Annotated in this window: 22 protein-coding genes and 1 tRNA gene; 9 read left to right on the top strand and 14 right to left on the bottom strand. The window is 58.0% G+C overall.

What is annotated here, in order from left to right; genetic code table 11:
- Positions 1–29: 29 nt before the first annotated feature.
- The 5 genes from JK621_RS24460 to JK621_RS24440 form a co-directional block, all read right to left on the bottom strand.
- Positions 30–746, bottom strand: a complete 717-nt coding sequence (locus JK621_RS24460) for an ABC transporter ATP-binding protein (protein WP_212558014.1) — start codon at positions 744–746, stop codon at positions 30–32.
- On the bottom strand, positions 743–1,618 hold the full coding sequence (locus JK621_RS24455) for an ABC transporter ATP-binding protein (RefSeq protein ID WP_212558013.1): 876 nt from the start codon (positions 1,616–1,618) through the stop codon (positions 743–745). Before JK621_RS24455 ends, JK621_RS24460 begins: the two co-directional genes overlap by 4 nt.
- Positions 1,615–2,901 (bottom strand): high-affinity branched-chain amino acid ABC transporter permease LivM, encoded by a 1,287-nt coding sequence (gene livM / locus JK621_RS24450; RefSeq protein WP_212558012.1) that lies wholly within the window; start codon positions 2,899–2,901, stop codon positions 1,615–1,617. Before livM ends, JK621_RS24455 begins: the two co-directional genes overlap by 4 nt.
- Before the next feature lie 10 nt (positions 2,902–2,911).
- On the bottom strand, positions 2,912–3,826 hold the full coding sequence (locus tag JK621_RS24445; protein ID WP_212558011.1) for an ABC transporter permease subunit: 915 nt from the start codon (positions 3,824–3,826) through the stop codon (positions 2,912–2,914).
- Positions 3,827–4,053: 227 nt separating this feature from the next.
- On the bottom strand, positions 4,054–5,172 hold the full coding sequence (locus JK621_RS24440) for a branched-chain amino acid ABC transporter substrate-binding protein (RefSeq protein WP_004946915.1): 1,119 nt from the start codon (positions 5,170–5,172) through the stop codon (positions 4,054–4,056).
- Positions 5,173–5,785: 613 nt separating this feature from the next.
- Here JK621_RS24440 and JK621_RS24435 point away from each other — a divergent pair.
- Positions 5,786–5,861, top strand: a tRNA-Asn gene (locus tag JK621_RS24435).
- A gap of 612 nt (positions 5,862–6,473) precedes the next feature.
- On the opposite strand, the gene JK621_RS24430 is transcribed toward JK621_RS24435, so the two are convergent.
- Positions 6,474–7,382, bottom strand: a complete 909-nt coding sequence (locus tag JK621_RS24430) for a LysR family transcriptional regulator (protein WP_212558010.1) — start codon at positions 7,380–7,382, stop codon at positions 6,474–6,476.
- Positions 7,383–7,481: 99 nt separating this feature from the next.
- Between JK621_RS24430 and JK621_RS24425 the strand changes: the two genes are divergently transcribed.
- The gene (locus tag JK621_RS24425) at positions 7,482–7,877 is read left to right on the top strand and encodes a carboxymuconolactone decarboxylase family protein (protein WP_212560283.1); all 396 of its coding nucleotides are present in this window, start codon (positions 7,482–7,484) and stop codon (positions 7,875–7,877) included.
- A gap of 151 nt (positions 7,878–8,028) precedes the next feature.
- Here the strand turns inward: JK621_RS24425 and JK621_RS24420 are convergent, their stop codons facing one another.
- From JK621_RS24420 to JK621_RS24410, 3 genes are all read right to left on the bottom strand, one after another.
- Positions 8,029–11,118, bottom strand: coding sequence for an efflux RND transporter permease subunit (locus JK621_RS24420; protein WP_212558009.1), 3,090 nt, complete (start codon positions 11,116–11,118; stop codon positions 8,029–8,031).
- Positions 11,115–12,215, bottom strand: a complete 1,101-nt coding sequence (locus tag JK621_RS24415; protein ID WP_212558008.1) for an efflux RND transporter periplasmic adaptor subunit — start codon at positions 12,213–12,215, stop codon at positions 11,115–11,117. Before JK621_RS24415 ends, JK621_RS24420 begins: the two co-directional genes overlap by 4 nt.
- A gap of 76 nt (positions 12,216–12,291) precedes the next feature.
- Positions 12,292–12,906: a TetR/AcrR family transcriptional regulator gene (locus JK621_RS24410; protein ID WP_212558007.1), complete on the bottom strand. Its 615-nt coding sequence runs from the start codon at positions 12,904–12,906 to the stop codon at positions 12,292–12,294.
- A gap of 89 nt (positions 12,907–12,995) precedes the next feature.
- Between JK621_RS24410 and JK621_RS24405 the strand changes: the two genes are divergently transcribed.
- The 3 genes from JK621_RS24405 to JK621_RS24400 all read left to right on the top strand — a co-directional run bounded on the left by JK621_RS24405 (position 12,996) and on the right by JK621_RS24400 (position 15,331).
- Positions 12,996–14,453 (top strand): efflux transporter outer membrane subunit, encoded by a 1,458-nt coding sequence (locus JK621_RS24405; protein ID WP_212558006.1) that lies wholly within the window; start codon positions 12,996–12,998, stop codon positions 14,451–14,453.
- 103 nt (positions 14,454–14,556) lie between these two features.
- The gene (locus tag JK621_RS25440; RefSeq protein ID WP_249337120.1) at positions 14,557–14,712 is read left to right on the top strand and encodes a hypothetical protein; all 156 of its coding nucleotides are present in this window, start codon (positions 14,557–14,559) and stop codon (positions 14,710–14,712) included.
- A 58-nt stretch (positions 14,713–14,770) separates the two neighbouring features.
- A complete protein-coding gene (locus tag JK621_RS24400) occupies positions 14,771–15,331 on the top strand; it encodes a pyrroline-5-carboxylate reductase (protein ID WP_249337119.1) in 561 nt (186 codons plus the stop codon).
- Between the two features lie 58 nt (positions 15,332–15,389).
- Here JK621_RS24400 and JK621_RS24395 read toward each other — a convergent pair whose 3' ends face one another.
- Positions 15,390–15,770, bottom strand: coding sequence for a winged helix-turn-helix transcriptional regulator (locus JK621_RS24395; protein ID WP_212558005.1), 381 nt, complete (start codon positions 15,768–15,770; stop codon positions 15,390–15,392).
- A gap of 52 nt (positions 15,771–15,822) precedes the next feature.
- Here JK621_RS24395 and JK621_RS24390 point away from each other — a divergent pair, with 52 nt between their 5' ends.
- Positions 15,823–16,629, top strand: a complete 807-nt coding sequence (locus JK621_RS24390) for an NADPH-dependent F420 reductase (protein ID WP_212558004.1) — start codon at positions 15,823–15,825, stop codon at positions 16,627–16,629.
- Between the two features lie 74 nt (positions 16,630–16,703).
- Here JK621_RS24390 and JK621_RS24385 read toward each other — a convergent pair whose 3' ends face one another.
- Positions 16,704–16,919 carry a hypothetical protein gene (locus tag JK621_RS24385; protein WP_212558003.1) on the bottom strand — a complete coding sequence of 72 codons (216 nt, stop codon included), beginning with the start codon at positions 16,917–16,919 and terminating at the stop codon, positions 16,704–16,706.
- A gap of 375 nt (positions 16,920–17,294) precedes the next feature.
- Here JK621_RS24385 and JK621_RS24380 point away from each other — a divergent pair, with 375 nt between their 5' ends.
- A complete protein-coding gene (locus JK621_RS24380; RefSeq protein WP_212558002.1) occupies positions 17,295–17,846 on the top strand; it encodes an NADPH-dependent FMN reductase in 552 nt (183 codons plus the stop codon).
- 50 nt (positions 17,847–17,896) lie between these two features.
- On the opposite strand, the gene JK621_RS24375 is transcribed toward JK621_RS24380, so the two are convergent.
- Positions 17,897–18,850, bottom strand: a complete 954-nt coding sequence (locus JK621_RS24375) for a LysR family transcriptional regulator (protein ID WP_212558001.1) — start codon at positions 18,848–18,850, stop codon at positions 17,897–17,899.
- 139 nt (positions 18,851–18,989) lie between these two features.
- Between JK621_RS24375 and JK621_RS24370 the strand changes: the two genes are divergently transcribed.
- Together JK621_RS24370 and JK621_RS24365 are read left to right on the top strand one after the other, a co-directional pair.
- A complete protein-coding gene (locus JK621_RS24370) occupies positions 18,990–20,159 on the top strand; it encodes a M20 aminoacylase family protein (protein WP_212558000.1) in 1,170 nt (389 codons plus the stop codon).
- A 38-nt stretch (positions 20,160–20,197) separates the two neighbouring features.
- Complete coding sequence (locus tag JK621_RS24365; protein WP_212557999.1) at positions 20,198–20,986, top strand: ABC transporter substrate-binding protein; 789 nt, start codon at positions 20,198–20,200, stop codon at positions 20,984–20,986.
- Positions 20,987–21,076: 90 nt separating this feature from the next.
- Here the strand turns inward: JK621_RS24365 and tmaR are convergent, their stop codons facing one another.
- Together tmaR and JK621_RS24355 are read right to left on the bottom strand one after the other, a co-directional pair.
- Complete coding sequence (gene tmaR / locus JK621_RS24360; RefSeq protein ID WP_006318052.1) at positions 21,077–21,394, bottom strand: PTS system regulator TmaR; 318 nt, start codon at positions 21,392–21,394, stop codon at positions 21,077–21,079.
- Between the two features lie 161 nt (positions 21,395–21,555).
- A complete protein-coding gene (locus JK621_RS24355; protein WP_212557998.1) occupies positions 21,556–22,623 on the bottom strand; it encodes an FUSC family protein in 1,068 nt (355 codons plus the stop codon).
- Positions 22,624–22,632 lie beyond the last annotated feature (9 nt).

Genomic DNA, 22,632 nt, shown 5'->3' with positions numbered 1-22,632 from the left:
GGGAGCCTCCCGGCCCCCGGCGTAACGGTTCAAATCCCGCCCAGATAGGCTTTCCTCACCTCCTGATTGCTCAACAACTCCGCACCGCTGCCGGTCAGGCGAATTTGACCGTTGACCATCACATAGCCGCGATCGGACAGCTTCAGCGCATGGTTGGCATTTTGTTCCACCAGAAACAACGTCATGCCGCCACGGGTCAGCTCGCGCAGAATGCTGAAGATCTGTTTGACGATGATCGGCGCCAGACCCAGGCTCGGCTCGTCCAACAACAGCAGCTTCGGCCGGCTCATCAGCGCACGGGCAATGGCCAACATTTGCTGCTCGCCGCCGGACATGGTCATCGCCCGCTGGTTGCGCCGCTCCTTCAGGCGCGGGAACAGATCGAACATGCGCGGCAAATCTTCATCCACATAGCGATTGCCCAGGGTAATGGTGCCCATCAGCAGGTTTTCCTCCACGCTCATATCCGGGAAAATACGCCGCCCCTCGGGAGCCTGGGCGATGCCGCTGCTGGCAACGTAGTGGGTGGAACGCCGGCTGATATCCTCGCCGCGAAACAGGATCTGCCCGCCGCTGATGCGCGGCTGGCCGAAGATTGACATCAACAGCGTGGATTTCCCCGCGCCGTTGGCGCCGATCAGCGCTACCGTTTCCCCTTCGTTCACCTGCAACGACACCTGCTGCAACGCCTGGATCGGGCCATAAAACACGTCTACGTCGCGAAACTCCAACATCGCATTGCTCATCCCGCCAGCTCCTCTTCATCCGCACCAAGGTAAGCGGCGATCACCGTATCGTTATGCTGAATTTCTTTCGGCGTACCCTCGGCGATGACGTCGCCGTGATCGAGCACGATCACCCGATCGGAAATCTCCATCACCATGCCCATGTCGTGTTCGATCAACAGCACCGTAATGCCGTGATGCTGGCGCAGAAAACGGATAATGCGGCTCAGCGTCGCCGTCTCCACCGGGTTCAGCCCGGCGGCAGGTTCGTCGAGACAAATCATCTCCGGCGTGGTGCACATGGCGCGGGCGATCTCCAGCCGCCGCTGCTGGCCGTAGGACATCTCCCCCGCCAGCCGGTTGGCGCAGTCCGTCAGCTCCACCACCTCCAGCCAGTAGAAGGCGCGGTTCAGCGCGTCGTTTTCCGCCCGGCGATAACCGGGCGTATTGAACACGCCGGCGATCAAATTGCGGTTGCTCAGCATGTGCTGGGCCACCAGCAGATTCTCCACCACCGACATCTCGCGGAACAACCGGATATTCTGGAAGGTGCGCGCCAGCCCGGCGCGATTGACCAGATGGGTACCGCCGAACATTTTATAGTAGACGCGCGAACCGAGCCGCTTTGGGTTAACCCAGTCGCCGGCGCGGAATTTCTGCCCCAACACCCGGATAACGTCGGTCGGCCGCTTATGGGTATTGAGCAGGATCGCGCCGCCGGTGGCGCGGTAGAAACCGGTCAGGCAGTTGAACACCGTGGTTTTTCCGGCGCCGTTAGGGCCAATCAATGCGGTGATGGAACCGCGTTCAACCGACAGATTCACGTCGTTCAGCGCCTTGATGCCGCCAAAATGCATCATCAGATGCTCAACCCGCAAGATAGCGTCGCTCATGGCGCCACCCCCTTACGCGGCGCAAAGCTGGTGCGGCTGATACGGACCAGCCCGCGCGGCCGCCAGATCATCATCGCCACCATCAGCACGCCGAACAGCAGCACCCGGTATTCGGCAAAGCTGCGCAGCAGTTCCGGCGCCACCGTGAGCACAAACGCCGCCAGCACCACGCCGATGGTTGACCCCATGCCGCCCAGCACCACGATAGCCAGGATCAACGCCGACTCAAAGAAGGTGAAGGATGTCGGATTGACGAACCCCTGATAGGTGGCGAAAAACACCCCGGCCAGACCGGCGGTGGAAGCGCCCATCATAAAGGCCGACAGCTTCACCAGCACGTGGTTCAGGCCAAGCGAACGGCAGGCGATTTCATCCTCGCGCAACGCCTCCCAGGCGCGGCCAATCGGCATACGCGTCAGCCGGTGTTTGATGTACAGCACCAGCAGCACCACCAGGAACAGCACCGCATAGATAAAAATAAACTTCAGGTTGGGGTTGTAGGCAATACCGAGGAATTCGTGGATCGGCACGCCGCCGTCCTTCGCCCGCCGGCCAAACTCCAGCCCGAAAAGGGTCGGTGCCGGCACCGAAATGCCGTTCGGGCCGCCGGTCAGCGACATCCAGTTATTCAGCACCAGCCGGATGATTTCCCCGAACCCCAGCGTGACGATCGCCAGATAGTCGCCGTGCATGCGCAACACCGGGAACCCCAGCAACGCCCCTGTCAGCGCCGCCATCAGCGCCCCCAACGGCAGCATCGCCCAGAACCCCAGCCCGAGATACTGGTAGCCCAGCGCCAGCCCATAGGCGCCGATGGCGTAAAACGCCACGTAGCCCAGATCCAGCAACCCGGCCAGCCCAACCACGATGTTCAGCCCCAGCCCAAGCAGCACGTAAATCAGCCCCAGTATCGCCACCGTCAGCAGATATTTGGTGGCGACGAACGGGAATAACAACGCAATCACCGCCATCAGCGGGATTATCCAGCGCAGGTTGGTCTTGGCCCCTATCGGCCGGACATACACCCCGTCATTGCCGCCGTCGAACCGCGCCAGTACCTTGCGCCCCGGCGCAGTTTGCAGGAACAGGCTCAGTAGCAGCCGCCCGGCCATCACCGCGGCAATAATCCACACCAGCCGGCGTGGCTCAAAGTTAAAGCTGTAGCCGTTCAGCACGATGCCAACGATCGGCCCGAACACGATCAGGGCGATCAGCCCCGCCAGCACGGCGTCCAGTAGGCTGCGTTTCACGTTCAGCCCTTGGTGAACCACTGTTTGCGACATAGTTTCCCCCTCAAACCTTAGCGACCATTGGCCGTCCGAGCAGGCCCTGAGGGCGGAAAATCAGGATCACCACCAGCAGCCCGAAAGAGAAAACGTCTTTGTAATCCGAGTTCACCATACCGGCGAATTGCGCCTCCGCCACGCCCAGCAGCAGGCCGCCCAGCATTGCGCCGGGCAACGAGCCGATGCCGCCCAGCACCGCAGCGGTAAAGGCTTTGATACCGATGATAAAGCCGACGTAGAAATCGAAGGTGCCGTAATTCATGGTGATCAACACCCCCGCCAGCCCGGCCATCGCGGCGCCAATCACGAACACCAGGGAAATCACCCGGTCGGTGTTGATGCCGAGAATCGACGCCATCTTGCGGTCTTGCTGCGTGGCGCGGCAGATGCGCCCCAGCCGGGTGTGCTGGATCACGTAGGTAAGAATGGCCATACCCACCAGGGACGCGACCAGAATAAACACCTTGGTGTAGGTAATCTGGAGAGCCCCGCCGTCAAAATCGATGCGGAACACGCCATCCAGCAGCGTCGGGATCCCCTGCTGCCGCGGCCCCTGACTGATTTGCGCGTAGTTTTGCAGGATCAGTGACATGCCGATGGCGGAGATCAATGGTGCCAGGCGGGTGGAATTGCGCAGCGGTTTGTAGGCGATGCGCTCGATCACCCAACCGTACACACCGGTGATCACGATAGTAAACACCAGCGTGCCGAGGATCAGCAGCGGGAACGAGTGCAAACCGAAGAAGGACAGCAGCGCCAGCCCGATGGCGCACAGATAGGCGGAGATCATATACACCTCGCCGTGGGCGAAGTTGATCATGCCGATGATGCCGTAAACCATGGTGTAGCCTATGGCGATTAGGCCATAAACCGCACCGAGCGTCAGGCCGTTAATCAGCTGTTGCAGGAAGAAAACATCCATAATTTGCAGTCTCGCCTGGAGGGGCCGCAAACGAAGTCCGACGCGGCCCAAGGAAGTATCGGAACGGATCCGCCCAATGCGCGGATCCGTAACCAGTATTTCTCCAATGGATTTCAAGTTGCAGCCAGGCGGCAAACACGTGAGTCCCCAGGAACTTAGACCCACTAAGTGACTGGGGTGAACGTGTGCAGCCAACAACGCTGCCGCTTGAAAGACGCAGGAGAAAATCAGAGTTGGTGATATTTGCCTTTGTCGTCCCACTGATAGACCACGTAATCCGATACTTTCAGGTCACCTTTCTTATCCCAGGCCTTTTTGCCCATTACGGTATCCACGTCGTGCGATTTCAGCCATTCGCTGGCCTTGGCGCTGTCTTTGCCGCCGGTCGCGTTGAAGGCGGCGGCAATCGCCTGGATGGAAGCGTAGGAATAGAGGGTGTAACCTTCCGGCTCAAAACCGCTGGCGCGGAACTTGGCGATGACCGCCTTGCCTTCCGGGATTTGGCGCGGATCGTTGCCGAAGGTCATCAGCACGCCGTTGGTGTACTGCGGCCCGCCGGCAGCGGTCACCAGCTCTTCGGTCACCACGCAGTCACCGGAGAAGAACTTGGCGGTCACGCCCTGCTCGCGCATCTGGCGCACCAGCGGCCCGGCTTCCGGATGGCAGCCGCCGAAGTAAACCACGTCCGGTTTGACCGAAGCGATCTTGGTCACCAGCGCGTTAAAGTCTTTTTCGCCGCGCGACAGCCCTTCATACAGCACCTCTTTCACGCCGCGCTTGTTCATCTCCGCCCTGGCGGCATCCGCCAGCCCCTGGCCGTAGGTGTCTTTGTCGTGGATCACCGCAATGCGTTTGGCCTTCAGGGTGTTCAGCATGTAGTTGGTGGCGATAACCCCCTGCTGATCGTCACGGCCGCACATGCGGAACATGTTGGCCATGCCGCGCTCGGTAATTTGCGGGTTGGTGGAGCCGGGGGTGATGGCGATGATGCCGGCCTCGTCATACACCTCCGAGGCAGGCATGGTGGAGGATGAGCAGAAGTGGCCGACCACCGCCGAAACCTTGTCCTGATCGACCAGACGGTTGGCGACCGCCACCGCCTGTTTCGGTTCGCAGGCGTCGTCGCCCTGCACCAGTTTGATTTTTTCCCCTTTGATCCCGCCGGCAGCGTTGATATCCGCCGCCGCCTGCGAAGCACCGCGCCAGTACTGATCGCCATAGGTCGCATTCGGCCCGGAGAACGGCCCGGCAACGCCGATGACGATATCGGCCTGAGCATAAAAAGCAGAACCTAAACAACCGATAAGCAGAGCAGCGAGCGGACTTTTAATGAATTTCGATGACATTGTTTTTTCCTCAGCACTGTTTTTATACCCTAAATAATTGGAGCTGCATCGAGGCGGCAAGAACATGAGTCCCCAGGAGCTTACTGAAGTAAGTGACTGGGGCGAGCGTTCACGGCCAACACAGATGTGGCTTCAAGTATGACGGGTATGCAGAACGCCCAAAGGCGCGGAGCAATCACTTTATGTGTAGACGGGGAAAATAATTTGCGCGAGAGCGCAGTCGCATTACCCGCATTTAGCTAAGCAAAAATCCAGCCATTGTGACGGCCAATACATATTTTCTGATTATTCATCCTACATATCAGTGGGAAAATGGGGACAATCGCTGCCATCAGGAGGCTGAGCGGGGGAACCTGTGCGCTAACCGCGCTGAGGAATTTTTTGGGCATTCTGGCCAGTCGATAATGCCCTTTCACACACTCGCACCATAAGCGTGCAATCGCCGGTGCAAGGACAATGGCAGGAATTTTCTGATGACAACCCCGCAAATGAGCGGGATGAGTGCTGAAAAACGACGCAACATGCTCATTCTGACAGCAAACGCGCTTTTTCCTCACTTTAGTGCTTTGACAAACCCACGGCACCCCGCTATTATTCGCCCCGTTCAAACGATTCCTCTGTAGTTCAGTCGGTAGAACGGCGGACTGTTAATCCGTATGTCACTGGTTCGAGTCCAGTCAGAGGAGCCATATTAGAGAAGCCCGCTCAGGGAAACCTGAGCGGGCTTTTTGCTTTTGACGCCACCTGATCTGTCTCAGGCTGAATGCTTATCCGACAATCTGATCTCAGGCCTGATTTAACACAATGCTCGCCCCATAATTTCTTAATAAAATTCAATAGATTATTATGTAGTTGTCAGTCTCAGGGAGGTTGACTGAATAACCTTGCAAAGCGGGATGCGTTCGACGAGCTTGTACCCTCATTGGCCGCTTAATGCGAAAGAACCTTTTTTAGTGCCCCCCCTTGCCATAGCTATCAAAGATGAAGGTTGTATCTGTCCTCATATCCCCGCCCGGGAACGGTAGTCGCTTTTGGGTCTGGTGACCCATGGTGAAATAGCCGTATAAAGGAGGTAATAGAAAAGTGTGAGACTGTAGTTTTTTATGCCGCTGTAGCTGACGGATATGCGAGTTACGCCGATTTGGCTATCTGGATATATGTTGCCGGAATTATACGCAATAAACCTCAAGGTGCAGGATGCACGCGCCGATGCTGCAAGATAGTCACTGAATATTCAAAGAACTCTACCTGCAATTTTAAATATCACGGATATATATCCATTATAATTTAAAAACCTTGTTTTATTCCTTGTGAAGAACGAGTGTCTCCTTAAAATGCTGCAGCAAAAAATCGACGTACAGACGGATTTTCGGCAACTGCTGGCGATCAGCAAACGTAAGAATATGCACCGGCTTCGCCAAGGGTTGATACTCCGGCAGCAGAGGTATCAGCTTACCCTGGCGCAAGTCCTCGGCCAGCAGCACCTCCGGTTGCATTAAAATTCCCAGCCCGTTTAACGCCGCGCTGCGCAGGGCCTCGCCATTATTGACCGCCATAACGATATTGACCGGCACTTTGATCAGTTTACCGCCTTGCTGCAGTGACCATTCACTGCCCGCCACTGGGTGGGCAAACCCCAGGCAGCGGTGCTCGGTCAACTCTTCAGGGTGAACAGGTGTCCCCGCGCGTTCCAGATAGGCGGGAGAGGCACAGATGACCGATCGATATGCAGCCAGCGGGCGGGCGACCAACGAATTCACATGCTCCAGTTCCCCCACGTTAATCATGACGTCGATCCCCTCCTCCGCCATGTCCATCGTCTTGTCACTCAGCACCAGATCCAGCGTCATCTCAGGCCAGGTGGCGAGAAACCGCGCGGTGACCGGGGACAGTGCATGTACCCCAAATGAAACGGGGCAAGCCACCTTCAGCCTTCCTCGTGGGCTCTGATGCAATGCCAACGCGACCGACTCGGTATCCTCAATATCGGCTAAAATTCGCCGACAACTCTGATAATAAACGCTTCCGAAGTCAGTCAGGCTCTGCCTGCGCGTCGTTCGGTTCAGCAGGCGAATGCCGAGATGTTTTTCCAGCGCTTTAATGTGCAGCCCGACCATAGTTCCGCTCAGCCGCATTTCTTCGGCAACCGCACTGAAGCTGCCACGCTCCACCACGCGCACAAACACCGACATGCTTTCCAGTTTGTTCACAATTACCAAATTTTGCTTGTTAAAGATTAAACTATAACGCTGTTTATCAACTCCTGTTAGCGAGTTTTAATAAAGCCTCACTCAGACAGGAGAATGAAAATGGTGACGAATCCAGAGCTGCGCGAACGGGGTTTAGCGTTGTTTACCACATTGTATGGTAATGGCGCCGGGGAAGCATTACGCCAGGATATGGCCGATCTGTGCCCCGACTTTACTGATATTTCAATAGAATGGGCAATGGGAGGCATCCTTTCACGACCTGGTCTGGACGCCATAACCCGGGAACTGGTCGTGATCGCTTCCTGCGTCACCCTGGGCCATACCGTTCCGCAACTGCGCGCGCATACTCAGGCGGCGCTGAATGCCGGGGCCAGTCGTGAACAAATTATTGAGGCCATCCTGCAATTGTTGTTTTATGCCGGCGGTGCTGCGGTACGTAATGCGTTGGTTAATGTGCGCGATATCCTGAACGCCCCAGCGCATAGCGGAAAATAAACGCGGCCTGAACAAGGTAGGCATGTGGAGCCCCTCAGCCTTTCCCCATCGGCGCCGGCAAGGCGCCTTCTTTAGGCATCCACAGACGACGGCTCCGCGAGAACGTTGAGCGGCGAGAACGGTCTCCAATCATTCTCGCCACTCTTACGGTTTACGCCAATGCCGGCTTGTCGGTTGGCGGCGTATTGTCCGGGCGTATCTTGAACCAGATGGCATACATCGCCGGCAGGAACACCAGCGTCACTATGGTTCCGCCAAAGGTCCCGCCAATCAGGGTGTAAGCCAGGGTGCCCCAGAACACCGAGTGGGTGAGCGGGATAAACGCCAGAATGGCCGCCATCGCCGTGAGCAACACCGGTCGGGCTCGCTGAATCGTCGCCTCGACCACCGCATGGAACGGATCCAGCCCTTCCTGCTCGTTGTGATGGATCTGCCCTATCAGGATCAAGGTGTTACGCATCAGGATGCCCGACAGCGCGATCAATCCCACAAGCGCATTGATGCCAAACGGCTGGTTGAACAGCAGCAGCGTTGGCACCACCCCAATCAGCCCCAGTGGCGCAGTGAGGAAGACCATCACCATCGCCGACATCGAACGTACCTGCAGGATGATGATCAGCAGCGTCATGGCAATCATGATGGGGAACAGCGGCACCATCGCCTCGGTCGCTTTGCCCGATTCTTCAATCGAACCCGCCTGCTCGATGCGGTACCCGGCCGGGAGTTGTTCGATAACCGGTTGCAACGCTTTCGTGATCGCCGTGGACACATCCGGCGGTTGCAGGTTTTCGGCTATGTCGCCCCGCACCGTAATGGTCGGGGTACGATCGCGCCGACGGAGAACGGGATCTTCCATGCGCACATCGACATCCCCTATTTGCGACAGCGGAATGCGCTGACCGGCAGCCCCCACCAGGGTAAAACCGGCAATTTTTTCCGGGTCAAGCCGGATATCCCCTGCGGCACGGCCCATGACCTGCACCGAACGGATATCTTCACGCACAGAAGTGATCGGCACACCCGAGAGCAGGAACTGCAGTTGCTGAGCGACCGCGGTTGACGTCAACCCCACGGCCTGCAAGCGGTCCTGATCGAGCGTGAAATGCAGCGTCGGCACCGGCGGACCCCAGTCGGAGTTGACGGTCCTCATCATCGGGCTGGCCTGCATTACCGCTTCCACCTGATCGGCGATCGCGCGCAGTAGGTCGGGGTCCGGCCCCATCACGCGATAGGCAACGGGGAATGGCGAGTACGGGCCAAATACCAGTTGCGTGACCCGGACACGCGCTTCGGGTGCCAGCCCATCGGCCACCGCCTGGCGAAGACGAAACTTGAGCGCCTCACGCGCCTCCGGGCTGTCCGTCAGTATGACAATCTTCGCGAATGACGAGTCGGGCAGCTCCGGCGCCATCGCCAGATAAAAACGCGGTGAACCCTGCCCAATATAGGACGTGACGATTTTTGCCTCTTTCTGCTTTTTCAGCCAAGCCTCGATCCTGGCCGTGGCGGCGCTGGTCCGTTCAATGGCGGTGCCATAAGGCATCTGCACTTCTACCAGCACTTCCGGGCGATCAGAGGTGGGGAAGAACTGTTTTTTCACCAGCCCCATGCCGAGAATGGCCAGAGTAAACACGGCAATCACCGTGCCCGCCACGGCCCATTTGCGGGCGACGACGCGCGTCAGCAATCGACGGAAACGGTTGTAATTGCGGGTGTTGTAGATGGCCGCGTGCCCACCCTCAACCGTTTTGATGTTCGGCAGCATCTTCACGCCCAGATAAGGCGTAAACACCACCGCCACCACCCAGGAAGCAATCAGGGCGATGCCCACGATCCAGAACATGTTGCTGGTGTACTCGCCGGCGGTGGACTGCGCGAAACCATTGGGCATAAAGCCGACGGCCGTCACCAGCGTACCCGCCAGCATCGGGGCCGCCGTGTGGCTCCAGGCATAGGCCGAGGCTTTGATGCGGTCGTATCCCTCCTCCATTTTCACCACCATCATTTCGATGGCGATGATGGCGTCATCCACCAGCAACCCGAGAGCCAGGATCAGCGAGCCGAGGGTGATGCGGTCAAAGTTCTTGCCGGTGGCCTCCATCACCACGAAGACGATAGCCAGCGTCAAGGGCACCGCCGCCGCAACCACCACGCCCACGTGCCAACCCATGCTGACGAAACAGACCACCATCACCACGAGCAATGCGACGAAGAACTTGATCATGAACTCGTCAACGGATGAGCCGATGTTCACCGACTGATCGGTGACTTTCGTCAATGTCATGCCCAACGGCATGCCTTCATTGATTTTGGCCGTCTCCGCATCCAACGCCTTGCCCAGATCCAGGCCGTTCCAGCCCTCGCGCATCACGATGCCCAGCAACAGCGCCGGTTCACCCTGATTGCGAACCAGGAAGGTCGCAGGATCTTCATAGCCACGTTCGACCTTCGCCACGTCCGAGAGTTTTAACGTCCGCCCCTGAACCACAATCGGCGTATCGCGGATCTTTTCCAGCTTGTCGAAGGCGCCATCCAGGCGCAAAAAGACCTGCGGCCCATGGGTTTCAATCGAACCGGCCGGCGTAAGCACGTTCTGGTTGTTGAGCGCGGAGAAAATGTCCTGCGGGGAGATGCCCAGCGTGGCCAGCCGGTCATGCGAGAAAGAGACGAAGATACGCTCAGCCTGCTCCCCGACGATATTGACCTTCTTTACCCCTGGGACATGCAATAAACGCTGGCGCAACGATTCGGCATCGCGCACCAGCAGGCGCTGTGGTTCCCCTTTGGCTTTCAATGCAAAGAGCGCAAAGGTCACGTCCGAGAATTCATCGTTGACCATCGGGCCGCTCACGCCCGCCGGCAGGTTCCTGGCCTCGTCGCCGAGTTTCTTGCGCGCCTGATAAAACTCCTCCGGCACCTGTGAAGGCGGCGTGCCGTCCTGTAATGACAGCATGGTGAAAGCCAGTCCGGGACGCGTGTAGGTCTCGCTGCGATCGTACCACTTGAGTTCCTGCAGGCGTTTTTCCAGCGGCTCGGCCACCTGATCCTGCATTTCCTGCGCGGTGGCCCCCGGCCAGGCAGTAACAATCGTCATCTGCTTGACCGTAAACGGCGGATCCTCCGCACGCCCCAACTCGAAGAACGAAAGAATACCGGCCACGCTAATCAGGATGATAAGGAACAAAGTGATTGAGCGCTCACGAACGGCGAGCGCAGAAAGGTTGAACCGCCCTTCGCTCATGGCCGGCCCCCGGCGTCGTTCTGATTACCAAGACGGACTGCTTCGCCGTCGTGCAGCAAATGCGCGCCCAAAGCCACCACCCGTTCACCGGGCTTGAGGCCGCCGGTCACCCTGGCCGCATCGTCGCCCAGGCCAAGCACCTGAACCGGCCGCCACGACACTTTGGCAGGCTGGCCGGAAATGCCCCAGACGCCCGGCCCTTTGCCCGGATCATAGAGGGCGGCGATGGGCACCTGGAGCACCTGCCCGGTTAACTTGCCTTCAGCGATGGCGAGGGTAACGGTGGCACCCAGCGGTGCGCTCGCCAACGCCCCCTCCAGCACATACCTTGCCTCAAAGGTGCGCGTCAGAGAATCGGCCGCATCGGAGAGCAGGCGCAATTTTGCGGGAACCGCTGCCGTATCCTTGCCGTATAACGTCGCCTGGGCCTCGCTCCCGATAGCCGGGCGCAGCGTTTCAGGCAAATGTACGATGGCTTCTCGCTGCCCCGCCCGCGCCAGCCGCACCACCGGCTGCCCGGCACTGACGACCTGCCCCGGCTCGGCCAGAGTGTCCACCACCACGCCGTCTGCGTCGGCCAGCAACACGGCATAGCCCGTCGCATTGCGCGCCACGTCGGCCTGTGCCTGCGCAGCGCTGAGGTCCGCTTTGGCGGTGTCGGCAGTGGCCTTTATCTGATCGTAAGCCGAAGCCGATATGGCCCCCGAAGCAACCAGACCGCGATAACGCGCTTCGTCATCGGTAGCCTGTCTGGCGCGCGCCCGTGCGGCGGCGACCGCCTGCTGTTGGGCTTGCGCCTGCAGGCCAAGATCGACGGGATCCAGACGCATCAGCGGCTGACCGCGTTTGACGCTTTGGCCGGTATCGACCAGGCGTTCAAGTATTTTACCTTGCACCCGAAAACCGAGATCGCTTTGAACGCGGGCGACGACGACGCCGGTAAAGGCGCGGGAGGCATCGACGGCGCTTTTCACGGTAGCCGCCCTCACCAGAGGCGGTTGGCTACGTGGATCGTCGACGCTGGACGCGTCGCCGCACGCCACCAGGGCGAAAGATAGCAGGCAGACAGCAAGGGGAGCAGATTTTAGCCGAGGCATGGGTTCCCTTAATCAATGAACAGGACGGTAACCGCATTCTCCGACTAGTGACCAATAATGTCAATGGTCACAACTTTTAAGGCGCCATGCTGCGCAGTATCAATGCCGACAGAAGCGCCGCCGCCGCCGGCGCATCCTCCAGGTTATATTGCAGTTGGACAGGGCTGATGTAGGGCAGCATGACCAGGAAGATCGCCTGTTCCGCTTCATCCAGCGGCGTTTTTCGCTCGAACTCCCCCGACTGCCTGCCCTCGAGAAGGATGTGCTGGATCAGCTGGCGCAGATTTCCTTCATAGGCTGCCGCCGAAGGCCAGCAATCGCGGGCAGCGACGGTGGCGATGTCGTAAAGCTTGCGGTCATGAAAAAACAGGTCGCTGCCTGCTTCCGTCAACACTTTGAAAAGACGCCTTAATTTTTCCGATGCCGTCGGCGCATCTGCGAGCGCCGAACTGACAATCTCCATGATTATGGCCAGCCGATTGGCACAGATCACCTCACCAATCGCCTGTTTGGAATCGAAAAACTTATAGATATAGGCCTTGGAAAAACCAATCGACTTGGCCAAATCGGACACGGTGGTTTTCTCATACCCAAAGTGCCCGAAGTGTTCTGTGGCGGCTTCCACGATCTGATCGCGAACGCTGTGATCCAATGGCCCACGCGGGGAAAGTGCATTCATGTGTTTAGTCATTTTTCTAGCTTAGCTCTATGAGCACCGATTGACAACAAGTGACCATTTGGTAATGTAGTCACACTCCTGCTTTAACTCAAGGAATCCCCATGTTTCCCCTCCGTACTCTTGCTCTGGTTGTGAGCACCGTCTTACTGACGGGTTGCGCGGTTGGACCCGATTATCACCGCCCGGACGCTCCCCTTTCGGATCGTTATCAGGCTCAATCCGCCGTCCAACAGAGGAACGCAGCCCGGCCTGCCAGTTTTGCGGTCTGGTGGGAAGGCTTTGACGATCCCTTATTAAGCGACCTCGTTTCAAGCGCACTCGCGCAAAATCTCGATCTGGCCCAGGCAACCGCCCGAATGGCGCAGGCGCGCGCCGGACTTGGCGCGGCAACCGCGGCGTTGCTGCCGTCGGGTAACATCAGCGGACAGGCCACTCGCGCCTATCAGTCAGCCGAAACCCCACAGGGCCAGATTCTCAGCTCAACACCCGATTATAATCGCTACGGCAATGCCTATGAAGCTGACCTCAACGCAAGCTGGGAGATCGACATTTTCGGTGGCCTGCGACGCGGTCGCCAGGCCGCACTGGCTGACTATCAGGCTTCCGAGGCGGGCGTCGCCGCGACACGCCTTGCCGTCGCCGCCCAGACGGCCGATATCTATATCACCCTGCGCGGCTTGCAAACCCGGCTGGCTATCGCAAACAAGCAGATCGGCACGCAGCAGGGGCTGCTGGAAAAAGTGCGGCTACTCCACAGTAAAGGGCTGGCCGCTGAATACCAGGTCCGCCAGACCGAAGGAGCCCTTGCGCAGGTTCAGGCAACGGTGCCGGTTCTCCAGACCGGGCTCGACGCCGCGATGAACGCGCTGGACGTCATGCTCGGCACCCCGCCCGGCACTCATCGCGCCCAACTGACCGCGCCGGGCGCCATCCCGCAGGCCCCGCAGATCGCCTCTACGGGCACTCCCGCCGATCTGCTGCGCCGTCGACCCGACATTATCGTGGCCGAACGCCATCTTGCCGCGTCCAGCGCGCGTATCGGGGTGGCCGTCAGCGAGTACTATCCGAAGTTTTCGCTCAGCGCATTACTCGGCAGCGCGACGGCGGTGGCGAGCAGCAACCTGTTCTCCAGCGGCGCCAACCAATCGGCAGGCGTACTGGGGCTGCGTTGGCGGCTCTTTGATTTCGGACGCATCAACGCGCAGATCGATCAGGCGAAAGGCCAGGAAGCCGAAGCGCTCGCAGCTTACCGCCTGTCGGTGTTACGCGCCACCGAAGACGTCGAAAACGCCTTCTCCGCACTGATCAATCGTGAAACGCAAACGGCAATACTGACCGGGGGTGAAACGGCCCTGGCCAGCGCCAGGCAATCGTCTTTCGTTGCCTACCGGCAAGGGACAGCCAGCCTGATTGACGTCCTGCGCAACGATGAAGCCCTGCTGCAGGCCTCCGACACCAGAGCGCAGGCCCAAACGGAATCGGCGCGCGCGGCAGTCGCCGCGTTCAGGGCGCTCGGAGGCGGTTGGCAGCCTCCCGAAGCCAGTGCAATGACGCAATGAATGCCCACAATCCTCGTCCGCAACACCTGCGGTAATAGCACTGTCGTGACGTCTCCGCACCCTAAATGCGGCTACGGAACAGAGACTCATCACCGGAGAATCAATGAAAAGAGTGGGTATTCTGGACGTTGACGAGCTGACCGAAAAACTGGCCAGAGGAATATTTCTCGCCGTTCCCGAGGCACAGGTATTTCTCGTCTCTGGCAACAATGAACGGGCGCGCAGGCTGGAGAGAGCTTCCCTGTTGGACTCTGGATAATTACCAGGATGTCATCGATGAGGTTGACGTTATTATTACCGGTGTGGACTGCCAGGCTATGAATGAAATCGCAAACCAGGTGCAGCTGCGCAGTGCGCAAACGCTGGTTTCTCTGGTCCCGGGGGTTCACTCTCAGAGCCTGCGAGATCTGTTCAGGCACGCAGACTGCGTCAGAGCGATGCTGACTTTCGCCGCTGAAATCAACAAATCGAGCGTGATCCTGACGACCGCTGACAAAGAGGTTCAGGACCTGTTTTCCCTATTGGGCCAACTGACCCTGCTGCCCGACGAATCGGACTTTGATTTGGCGACGGTAAGCCTTTGCATGAACGGGTGGTTCTACTTCTTCGCCGAAGGCTTGCAATGCTGGCTTGCCGAGAAAGGCATGGCGGATGAGGTTGCTCGCCGGCTGGTACTCGGCGGGTTGAAAGACTGTGCTGAATATGCGAACCATAACGCCGCCATCGCCCTGGGCGATCTGGGTAACGTTATGGCCTCTTCTGAGCATTTAACCCTCCAGGGGCTGGAAGTTCTGGCCAAAATGCAGGCGCTTAATCCCTGGCGCGCTGCGTCGGAAACGGTGTTGTCGATCGTGCAGAAAACCAGGCCGCCCCAATAAAACGGAGCATCCTTTTTTGGGTTGTGGGAAATGAATTCCCCTGGACGCCAAAAGTCCATCACATTGCCCGAGAGGCTTCATCCATGATCCGCTGCTTCTCCTCAGCCCAGTCGATAAGCGCCTCCATCGCAGGCCCCAACGCAATACCCATGGCGCTTAGCGCATATTCCACCCTGGGCGGCACTTGCGGATAAACCGTGCGCGTGACGATGCCATCTTTTTCCAGTTGCCTAAGCTGTTGAATCAGCATCTTTTGATTGACGCCTTCCACCAACCGTTCCAGATCCGAAAAACGTAGCGGGCCTTTGGCCGCAAACAGCTGGCAGATGATGATGATTTTCCACTTGCCCTCCAGCACCCGCAAAGCCTCGGTGGTCGCCGCTGCCCAGGCCAGCCGGCGTTGGGGATCCTCGCAATTCCAGACGCGTTCTTTTTTCATGCTTACCTTTTTGGGTGTTACTTACTTTTTGGTGTGTTCTTGCAAGATTAGCATGTACACCATAAAGTGGCCACACGCTCAATCCCCTAATTTTAGAGAGGCAAAAAACATGGAAATTGGCATCATCGGCACGGGCAATATCGGCGGTACGCTGGCTCGCAAGCTTAAAGCTGCGGGCCATCACGTACGCGTAGCGAATTCCAAAGGCATTCAGGGCGTCCAGAACTTTGCCGATGAAATCGGGGTCACTGCGGCGGATGTCTATGGTGCGGTGAAGGGAGCGGATGCGATCATTGTGTCGATCCCGCTGCCTGCACTGACGTCGCTGCCAAAGGATCTCTTTGATGGGGTACCCGATAGGGTACCGCTGATTGATACCAGCAACTATTATCCCGGCTTGCGCGACCCCCGTATTCCGGAAATCGATAACGGCATGCCTGAAAGTCTTTGGGTATCACAACAGCTCGAACGCCCGGTGATCAAGGCATTCAACAATATTCTTGCCTACTCGCTTGCGGAGCTCGGAGCGTCAAAAGGCTCACCATCGCGTTTGGCGGTTGCCGTCGCGGGCGATAACGTCCCGTTAAAACAGATTGTGATGACGTTGGTGAACGACACCGGGTTCGATCCGGTCGATGCGGGTTCTCTTGAAGCGTCCTGGCGGCAGCAGCCATCAACACCGGCCTACTGCTGCGATTACGATGTGGAGAACATGAAAAAAGGCCTGGCCGCCGCCGTAAAAGGTGAAGCGGCGCAAAAGCGCGATCGGCTGCCTGAACTGTTCGGCAAACTGGGGGCCAACCCGACTCATGAAGATATCGTGGCCATGAACCGCTCGCTCTACCCGCTTATCTCATGACAAAGACGGGGGGCCTAAACCCCACCCGCCGGATTAAAGCCGGTGGGTTTTGGACGTGGTCGTCCAGCGATGTCCTAACCCAACCCCTGCACCCAGCCAAGGGCGGTCAGCATGATTAACAAGCCGCTGGACACCACCGACCCCATCTGCTGACTGAGCGTCAGCGGCATCAACGTCACCGACGAATACAGCCCGGCGCTTGAAAGCAGCACCAAAATAATAACGGAAAGCAGGGAGCCACGCCGGAAGAATTGTAATGGAATGGGACTGCTTTCCGGCCGCTGACGCATATTCTTTCATAATTTTCCTGCTGATTAAGCGGCGTGAATCCGCGAAGCCTGAGAAAACTGCCGCACAATCGCCGCCGTTTCATCATGGCGACAGATGGCAGGAAACCCTGTCGAAAATGTATCGATATGCTGCTATTTATGCAGAAATTGATTTATTTCTTGCCTGTCTTAAGCTCAGGGGTTATCCGCGAGAAATATTAATGTATGGTTATATATTGAGGAATGTTTCGTTAAGACAAGAAATCGAATGAAACGGACAAGCAGACTGTTTTTACGTGAATGGGTGTTCATTCTTTGGATCAAGAAATGCTGTTATCTTGACGAGAATTAAACGGTAAAAACCAGATTCAAGTGAAAATGGAGAGAGTGCGTTTTATGGCAGACACATTTCATATTTTAGGATTATCCGGCAGCCTGCGCGCCGCCTCGTTGAACAGCCTTTTTTTACGTGCGATGGAGCGGATGCGCCCTGAACATGTGACCTTCGAAATCTATTCGCGTCTGGACGCGATCCCCTTATTTAACGCGGATCATGAAGATAAAAGTGATCCTGATGTCATGCACTGGCGCAACGCGCTGGCAAGGGCCGATTTAGTTCTGTTGGTCAGCCCGGAGTATGCTCACGGCGTGACCGGGGTGATGAAGAATGCCCTCGACTGGATCGTTGGCAGCGGTGAATTGACCGACAAGCCGCTGGCGTTTCCTAACCTGTCCGCCCGGGCAGAGCTGGCGCAGTCACAACTTGCGGAAACGCTGCAAATCATGGGCTGCCGTCAGATAGCGGCATGCAGCCCGCGCGCCACCCTTGAGGCCCCTTATGTGTTGCCGGATGCCACTGAGCAAACGCTGATTGACCATCCTGATATCGGCCCAAGGCTGAAAGCCTTGTGGTGCAATATTGAACACGCGTTGTCCGTATCGCGCTGACACCGCGTTGTTTCTCATCATAAAAGTAAAATCCGGACAAGTGGGTAAACCTAAATCAGGAGCCGCACCCGTTCGAAAATCCGGCGGTCTTCCTGTCGTGCCGAACGGGTTTGCAGACGCAATTGGCGTACCAGAGAGTCAATCAGGGCGTGAGCTGCCGCGCTCAGGATGCTGTTGCGCCGGGTGACGATATTCAACCGCACCGGATCGCAGCTTTCCTGCAATGCCAGTGGCGTCAGGCGCCCGGCAAGCTGCGGCAACCCGGCCAGTAGCGCCGGGCACCAGGTACACATGTCCGCCGACTCCACCATCGCCTGCAGCATGCCAAGGGAATGGGCGTGAATAATACGATGGGGATCAAGGTGGACGCCATGACGACTGAACAGTTGGCGGACCAAATCGTCATAGTTTTCCGGCGTGTAATTCAGCACCCAGTCCTGTTCCAGCAGTTGGTGGATCGAGGTGCTTTTACTCAACGGGTGCCCGTGCCGCACCATCACCGCCGTTTCGTAGTCCAGCAGCGGTTCGCAATGAAACTCCTGCGGCGCCATTGAGGCCGGCAACGGCGTGATGGCGAAATCCATCGTGCCCTCCCGCAGTTGCGATTGCGCGTTGGCCATCAGGCTTTCAAACAGCTCCAGCTTGACCTTGGGCATTTTTTTGCGAAAGGCCACTACCGCCGGCGGCAGCACCGTCAGCATCAGCCAGGGCGTTATCGCCGCTTTTACCTGATCTTCCGCCAGCCCACGCAGGCCCGCCATCTCCATGTTTGCCTGTTCAAGCTGGTTAAGCACCAACCGGGCGTGAGCCAACAGCGTTTTGCCGTAAGGGGTAAAGCCTAACCCCGCCGGCGTGCGGATCAGCAACGGCAGTTCCTGCTCCTGTTCCAGTTCGCGCAAGGCCCGCGTGACCGCGGCCTGTGAAAGCCCCAGTTGCCGTGCGGCACCGCGAATGCTGCCGCTGTCGGCGCTGGCGACCAAGGCTTGTAGCTGATGCAGTTTCATCCCGCCCCCTGACAACCAAAGATTGTCAGCATAACCGAACGGCGGCTCCCCGGCAAAAAGGTTGTTTGCTAGTCTCGAAGACACCCTGCTTTCCGGCTGTCGCCCCGCCGAAAAGCGGAAATTCACTCTGGAGACGGCGATGCAAAACCCGCTTGTTTTACCTGAAATAGCTGCTGTTAAGCACGAAATGGTCGCCATTCGCCGCCATATCCACGCTCACCCCGAATTGGGATTCAATGAATTCGCCACCAGCGACCTGGTGGCGAAGCTGCTGGCCGAGTGGGGTTATCGGGTTACGCGCCACATAGGACAAACCGGCGTTGTCGCCACTTTGCAACGCGGCTCGGGGAAATCACTCGGCTTGCGTGCCGACATGGACGCGCTTCCCATTGAAGAAACCACCGGGCTGCCCTATGCCAGCGCCCACAGCGGCGTGATGCACGCCTGCGGTCATGACGGCCACACCACCATGCTGCTGGCGGCCGCGCGCTATCTGGCACAACAGGCTTCGTTTACCGGTACCCTGCACCTGATTTTCCAACCGGCGGAAGAAGGCGGCGGCGGCGCCCGAGTGATGATTGAGGACGGGCTGTTCGAGCGCTTCCCTTGCGATGCCGTATTTGCCATGCATAACGTTCCTGGCTTCCCGGTCGGCCAACTGGGCTTTGCCAGCGGCCCCTTCATGTGCTCTGCCGATACGGTCACCATTACCCTCCACGGCCAGGGCGGCCACGGCGCAGTGCCGCAACACACGGTCGATCCGGTGGTGGTGTGTGCCGCCATAGTGATGAGCCTGCAAACCATCGTCTCGCGCAATATCGACCCGCAGGAGACGGCGATCGTCACGGTTGGCGCGATCCACGCCGGCAAGGCCGCCAACGTGATCCCCGCCAGCGCCCAAATGACGCTTAGCGTGCGCGCGCTGGATGCCGGAGTGCGCCAAAGGTTGGAAAACCGCATTACCGCGCTGGTCACGGCGCAGGCCGCCAGCTTTGGCGCCACAGCCGAAATCGACTACCAGCACGGCTATCCGGTGTTGGTGAATCATGTAGCGGAAACCGAACTGGCGCGCAGCGTGGCGCTGGATTGGGCGGGTGAGCCGCAGCTGATCCCCTCACTGCGGCCGTTTACCGCCAGCGAGGATTTTGCCTTCATGCTGGAAAAGTGCCCCGGCAGCTATATCTCCATCGGCAACGGGGAAAGTACGCCCGGAAATGCGCTGCATAACGCCGGTTACGATTTTAACGATGAGTGCCTGCCCATCGGCGCCACTTACTGGGTCAAGCTGGTTGAGCGCTTTTTGGCTTAATGCCCCGTCTTGATCGCCACAACGCTGAGGAAAATGAAATGAAGACAACCATGAGTCTGGTTTTAGTGCTGCCACTGGCGTTAAGTTTCGCGGCCTTTGGCGGGGAGTTTAGCGGGAAAGTGATTAAGTTGGGCGTAGATCCGACCTACCCGCCGCTGGAATATAAAACCCCGCAGGGTACGCTGACCGGTTTCGGCGTCGATATCGCGCAGGCGATGTGCGATCAAATGCAGGCCAAATGCGTCTGGGTCGAAAGCAGTTGGGACGGGATGATCCCGGGGTTGCTGGCGAAAAAGTTCGATGCCATCGCCTCGTCGATGACCATCACGCCGCAACGCCAGACGCAGATTGCGTTTTCAAACAAGGTTTCCAACGCCCCGGCCCGCCTGGTGGCCCGTAAAGGCAGCGTTCTGCAACCCACCGCGGCTGCGCTGAAAGGCAAGTCGGTTGGCGTGCAGCAGGGTTCCAGCCAGGAGGCTTACGCCACCGCCCTGTGGCGCCCGGCCAGCGTCAACGTGGTGTCCTATCAGAGCCAGCAGGAGGCCAATGAAGATTTGATCAACGGCCGTCTGGATGCCTCGCTGCTGGCCAGCGTCAGCGCCGGCGAGTTCTTCCATACTCCGGCGGGAAAAGACTTTGCGTTTGTCGGTGCCGAACTCAATGACAGCAAGTATTTCGGCATCGGCGACGGCATTGGGCTGCGCAAAGAGGATACCGCACTGCGCGAGGCGTTCAATTCGGCACTGCAAACCATCATTGCCAACGGCACTTACAAGAAAGTGAATGATAAATATTTTGATTTTGACGTCTACGGAGCGGGCCAATAACGCGCAAAAATGGCGCTGGGTTCGGAGCAATAACAGCGACTGACGGGGAAACGAAAAGGGCCAGGCGAATGCCTGGCCCGATAAAACCTGTTACTTCACTTCGCCCATAGCCTTCAGCTTTTTGGACAAATCACGGCGCTCTTTAGACAGATCGGCATTTTTGATGATGTAGTCATCAACGCGATCTTCATAGTCGCTGCGCATGTTGGCAATGATGCCCTGAACGTCTTCAATGCTCATGCCTGGCTTGATGTACTCACTCAGGTTGTCGAGCAGCAGCACACGCTTTTGGTTATCACGGACTTTCTTCTCGTTGTCGATAATTTCGCGCTGCAGCTTATTTTTACGGCGGAACATACGCACAAACTCCAGAACGTCCTGGAAACTCGGCTTATTTGCATTATCCATCTTCATACCCTTGCTTTAGTAATACACAGATTCATTTGCTTACGGCCACAATGACACCAAGATACAGGTTTGTGGCGGTCCGGCACAACTCTCATTGCCTTATCTTACCCACTTTAGCGGCCTGACAAAAACCCGAAGCGCCCGCTTCATGATCTGGCACCCTATTCATGCCCGGCGACAGTACACACCTTGAGCAAATCGCCCAGTTCTTCCAACTGCTGCGTCAGTTCCATGCTCAGCCATACATAGCCGTAGATAGGCGCTTCACCGTGCTGGCCGATGCTGATCTCCTGCATCAGGGTTTTCAGCTCAGCGGCAATTTCGCTTAATTGCCCCGCCGCCGTCTGCTGATGCTCCTGCGGCCCGTTGTGCATCATTTCCGCCAGCGACTCGAGCGAACGCAGCGTCAACAATTGCGCGCTGCGCAGCGTTTTGGCATTCAGCATAATAAAATGGGTTTCTCGCGAGGCCCAGTAAGCGTCCGCCAGCAACTCAAGCGTACATACCAGATTGCGGCTCAGCGTTTGCACCGCTTCAAATACCGTTGTGGGAATGCGGGTTTCTTTGCTGCTGGGGACGATCAGGCCACGTAACCTGACCACCTGGCTCAGCAGATCTTTCAACTGCGGCTCCAACCGTGGCCGTTCAATCATGTTCGGCGAGAGATAAGCGCCGTAGATTTTGCCTGCGCTCTGCAAGCAGTCGGCCAACTGCATGCGCCACAGGATATAAGCGCGCTGCGGGTAAATGCTGCTGAACAACAGCGCCAGCAGCGAACCAAAAATCACGTCGCCGCTGCGCCACAGCGCGGTATGCATATCGCCGGCGCCCGCGCCACAGACGACCGCCAACGTGATGCCCACCAGCAAGGCCATATAGGGCCGCTTGCCGAGCGTCAAATACCCGCAAAAAAACATCACTACCCCACACCACGCCAGCATCAGCGGCAGCGAGTAGAGTTCGAAATACAGGGCAATCAGGCCGGAGACGGCGCCAAATACCGTGCCTGCGATGCGCTGCAGCGCCCGCTGCAACACGTTGCCCCAAAACGAAATCGGCCCCATCACCACCACCAGGGTGATGAGCGGCCAGGTGCCTTCCGGCACCTCGAGCAGGCGGATCAGCAGGAAGGTCAGGACAAACGCCAGCCCAATGCGCAAACCATGGACGACGCGGTAATGCCGGTAGGTCAGCCGTTCAAAAGGCGATATTTTTCTGTCGAGGCGCACAATGCATCC

This window comes from Serratia plymuthica, from assembly GCF_018336935.1.
GTDB lineage: Bacteria > Pseudomonadota > Gammaproteobacteria > Enterobacterales > Enterobacteriaceae > Serratia > Serratia plymuthica_B.
The sequence above is the reverse complement of the archived record's forward strand: the minus strand, read 5'-3'. Positions and strand labels throughout refer to the sequence as shown.

What these genes read in the sequence shown, in the direction of transcription:
- JK621_RS24460 (WP_212558014.1), bottom strand. Translation starts at nt 746, where the DNA reads ATGAGCAATGCGATGTTGGAGTTTCGCGACGTAGACGTGTTTTATGGC.
- JK621_RS24455 (WP_212558013.1), bottom strand. Translation starts at nt 1,618, where the DNA reads ATGAGCGACGCTATCTTGCGGGTTGAGCATCTGATGATGCATTTTGGC.
- livM (WP_212558012.1), bottom strand. Translation starts at nt 2,901, where the DNA reads ATGTCGCAAACAGTGGTTCACCAAGGGCTGAACGTGAAACGCAGCCTA.
- JK621_RS24445 (WP_212558011.1), bottom strand. Translation starts at nt 3,826, where the DNA reads ATGGATGTTTTCTTCCTGCAACAGCTGATTAACGGCCTGACGCTCGGT.
- JK621_RS24440 (WP_004946915.1), bottom strand. Translation starts at nt 5,172, where the DNA reads ATGTCATCGAAATTCATTAAAAGTCCGCTCGCTGCTCTGCTTATCGGT.
- JK621_RS24425 (WP_212560283.1), top strand. Translation starts at nt 7,482, where the DNA reads ATGGTGACGAATCCAGAGCTGCGCGAACGGGGTTTAGCGTTGTTTACC.
- JK621_RS24420 (WP_212558009.1), bottom strand. Translation starts at nt 11,118, where the DNA reads ATGAGCGAAGGGCGGTTCAACCTTTCTGCGCTCGCCGTTCGTGAGCGC.
- JK621_RS24415 (WP_212558008.1), bottom strand. Translation starts at nt 12,215, where the DNA reads ATGCCTCGGCTAAAATCTGCTCCCCTTGCTGTCTGCCTGCTATCTTTC.
- JK621_RS24410 (WP_212558007.1), bottom strand. Translation starts at nt 12,906, where the DNA reads ATGACTAAACACATGAATGCACTTTCCCCGCGTGGGCCATTGGATCAC.
- JK621_RS24405 (WP_212558006.1), top strand. Translation starts at nt 12,996, where the DNA reads ATGTTTCCCCTCCGTACTCTTGCTCTGGTTGTGAGCACCGTCTTACTG.
- JK621_RS25440 (WP_249337120.1), top strand. Translation starts at nt 14,557, where the DNA reads ATGAAAAGAGTGGGTATTCTGGACGTTGACGAGCTGACCGAAAAACTG.
- JK621_RS24400 (WP_249337119.1), top strand. Translation starts at nt 14,771, where the DNA reads ATGAATGAAATCGCAAACCAGGTGCAGCTGCGCAGTGCGCAAACGCTG.
- JK621_RS24395 (WP_212558005.1), bottom strand. Translation starts at nt 15,770, where the DNA reads ATGAAAAAAGAACGCGTCTGGAATTGCGAGGATCCCCAACGCCGGCTG.
- JK621_RS24390 (WP_212558004.1), top strand. Translation starts at nt 15,823, where the DNA reads ATGTACACCATAAAGTGGCCACACGCTCAATCCCCTAATTTTAGAGAG.
- JK621_RS24385 (WP_212558003.1), bottom strand. Translation starts at nt 16,919, where the DNA reads ATGCGTCAGCGGCCGGAAAGCAGTCCCATTCCATTACAATTCTTCCGG.
- JK621_RS24380 (WP_212558002.1), top strand. Translation starts at nt 17,295, where the DNA reads ATGGCAGACACATTTCATATTTTAGGATTATCCGGCAGCCTGCGCGCC.
- JK621_RS24375 (WP_212558001.1), bottom strand. Translation starts at nt 18,850, where the DNA reads ATGAAACTGCATCAGCTACAAGCCTTGGTCGCCAGCGCCGACAGCGGC.
- JK621_RS24370 (WP_212558000.1), top strand. Translation starts at nt 18,990, where the DNA reads ATGCAAAACCCGCTTGTTTTACCTGAAATAGCTGCTGTTAAGCACGAA.
- JK621_RS24365 (WP_212557999.1), top strand. Translation starts at nt 20,198, where the DNA reads ATGAAGACAACCATGAGTCTGGTTTTAGTGCTGCCACTGGCGTTAAGT.
- tmaR (WP_006318052.1), bottom strand. Translation starts at nt 21,394, where the DNA reads ATGGATAATGCAAATAAGCCGAGTTTCCAGGACGTTCTGGAGTTTGTG.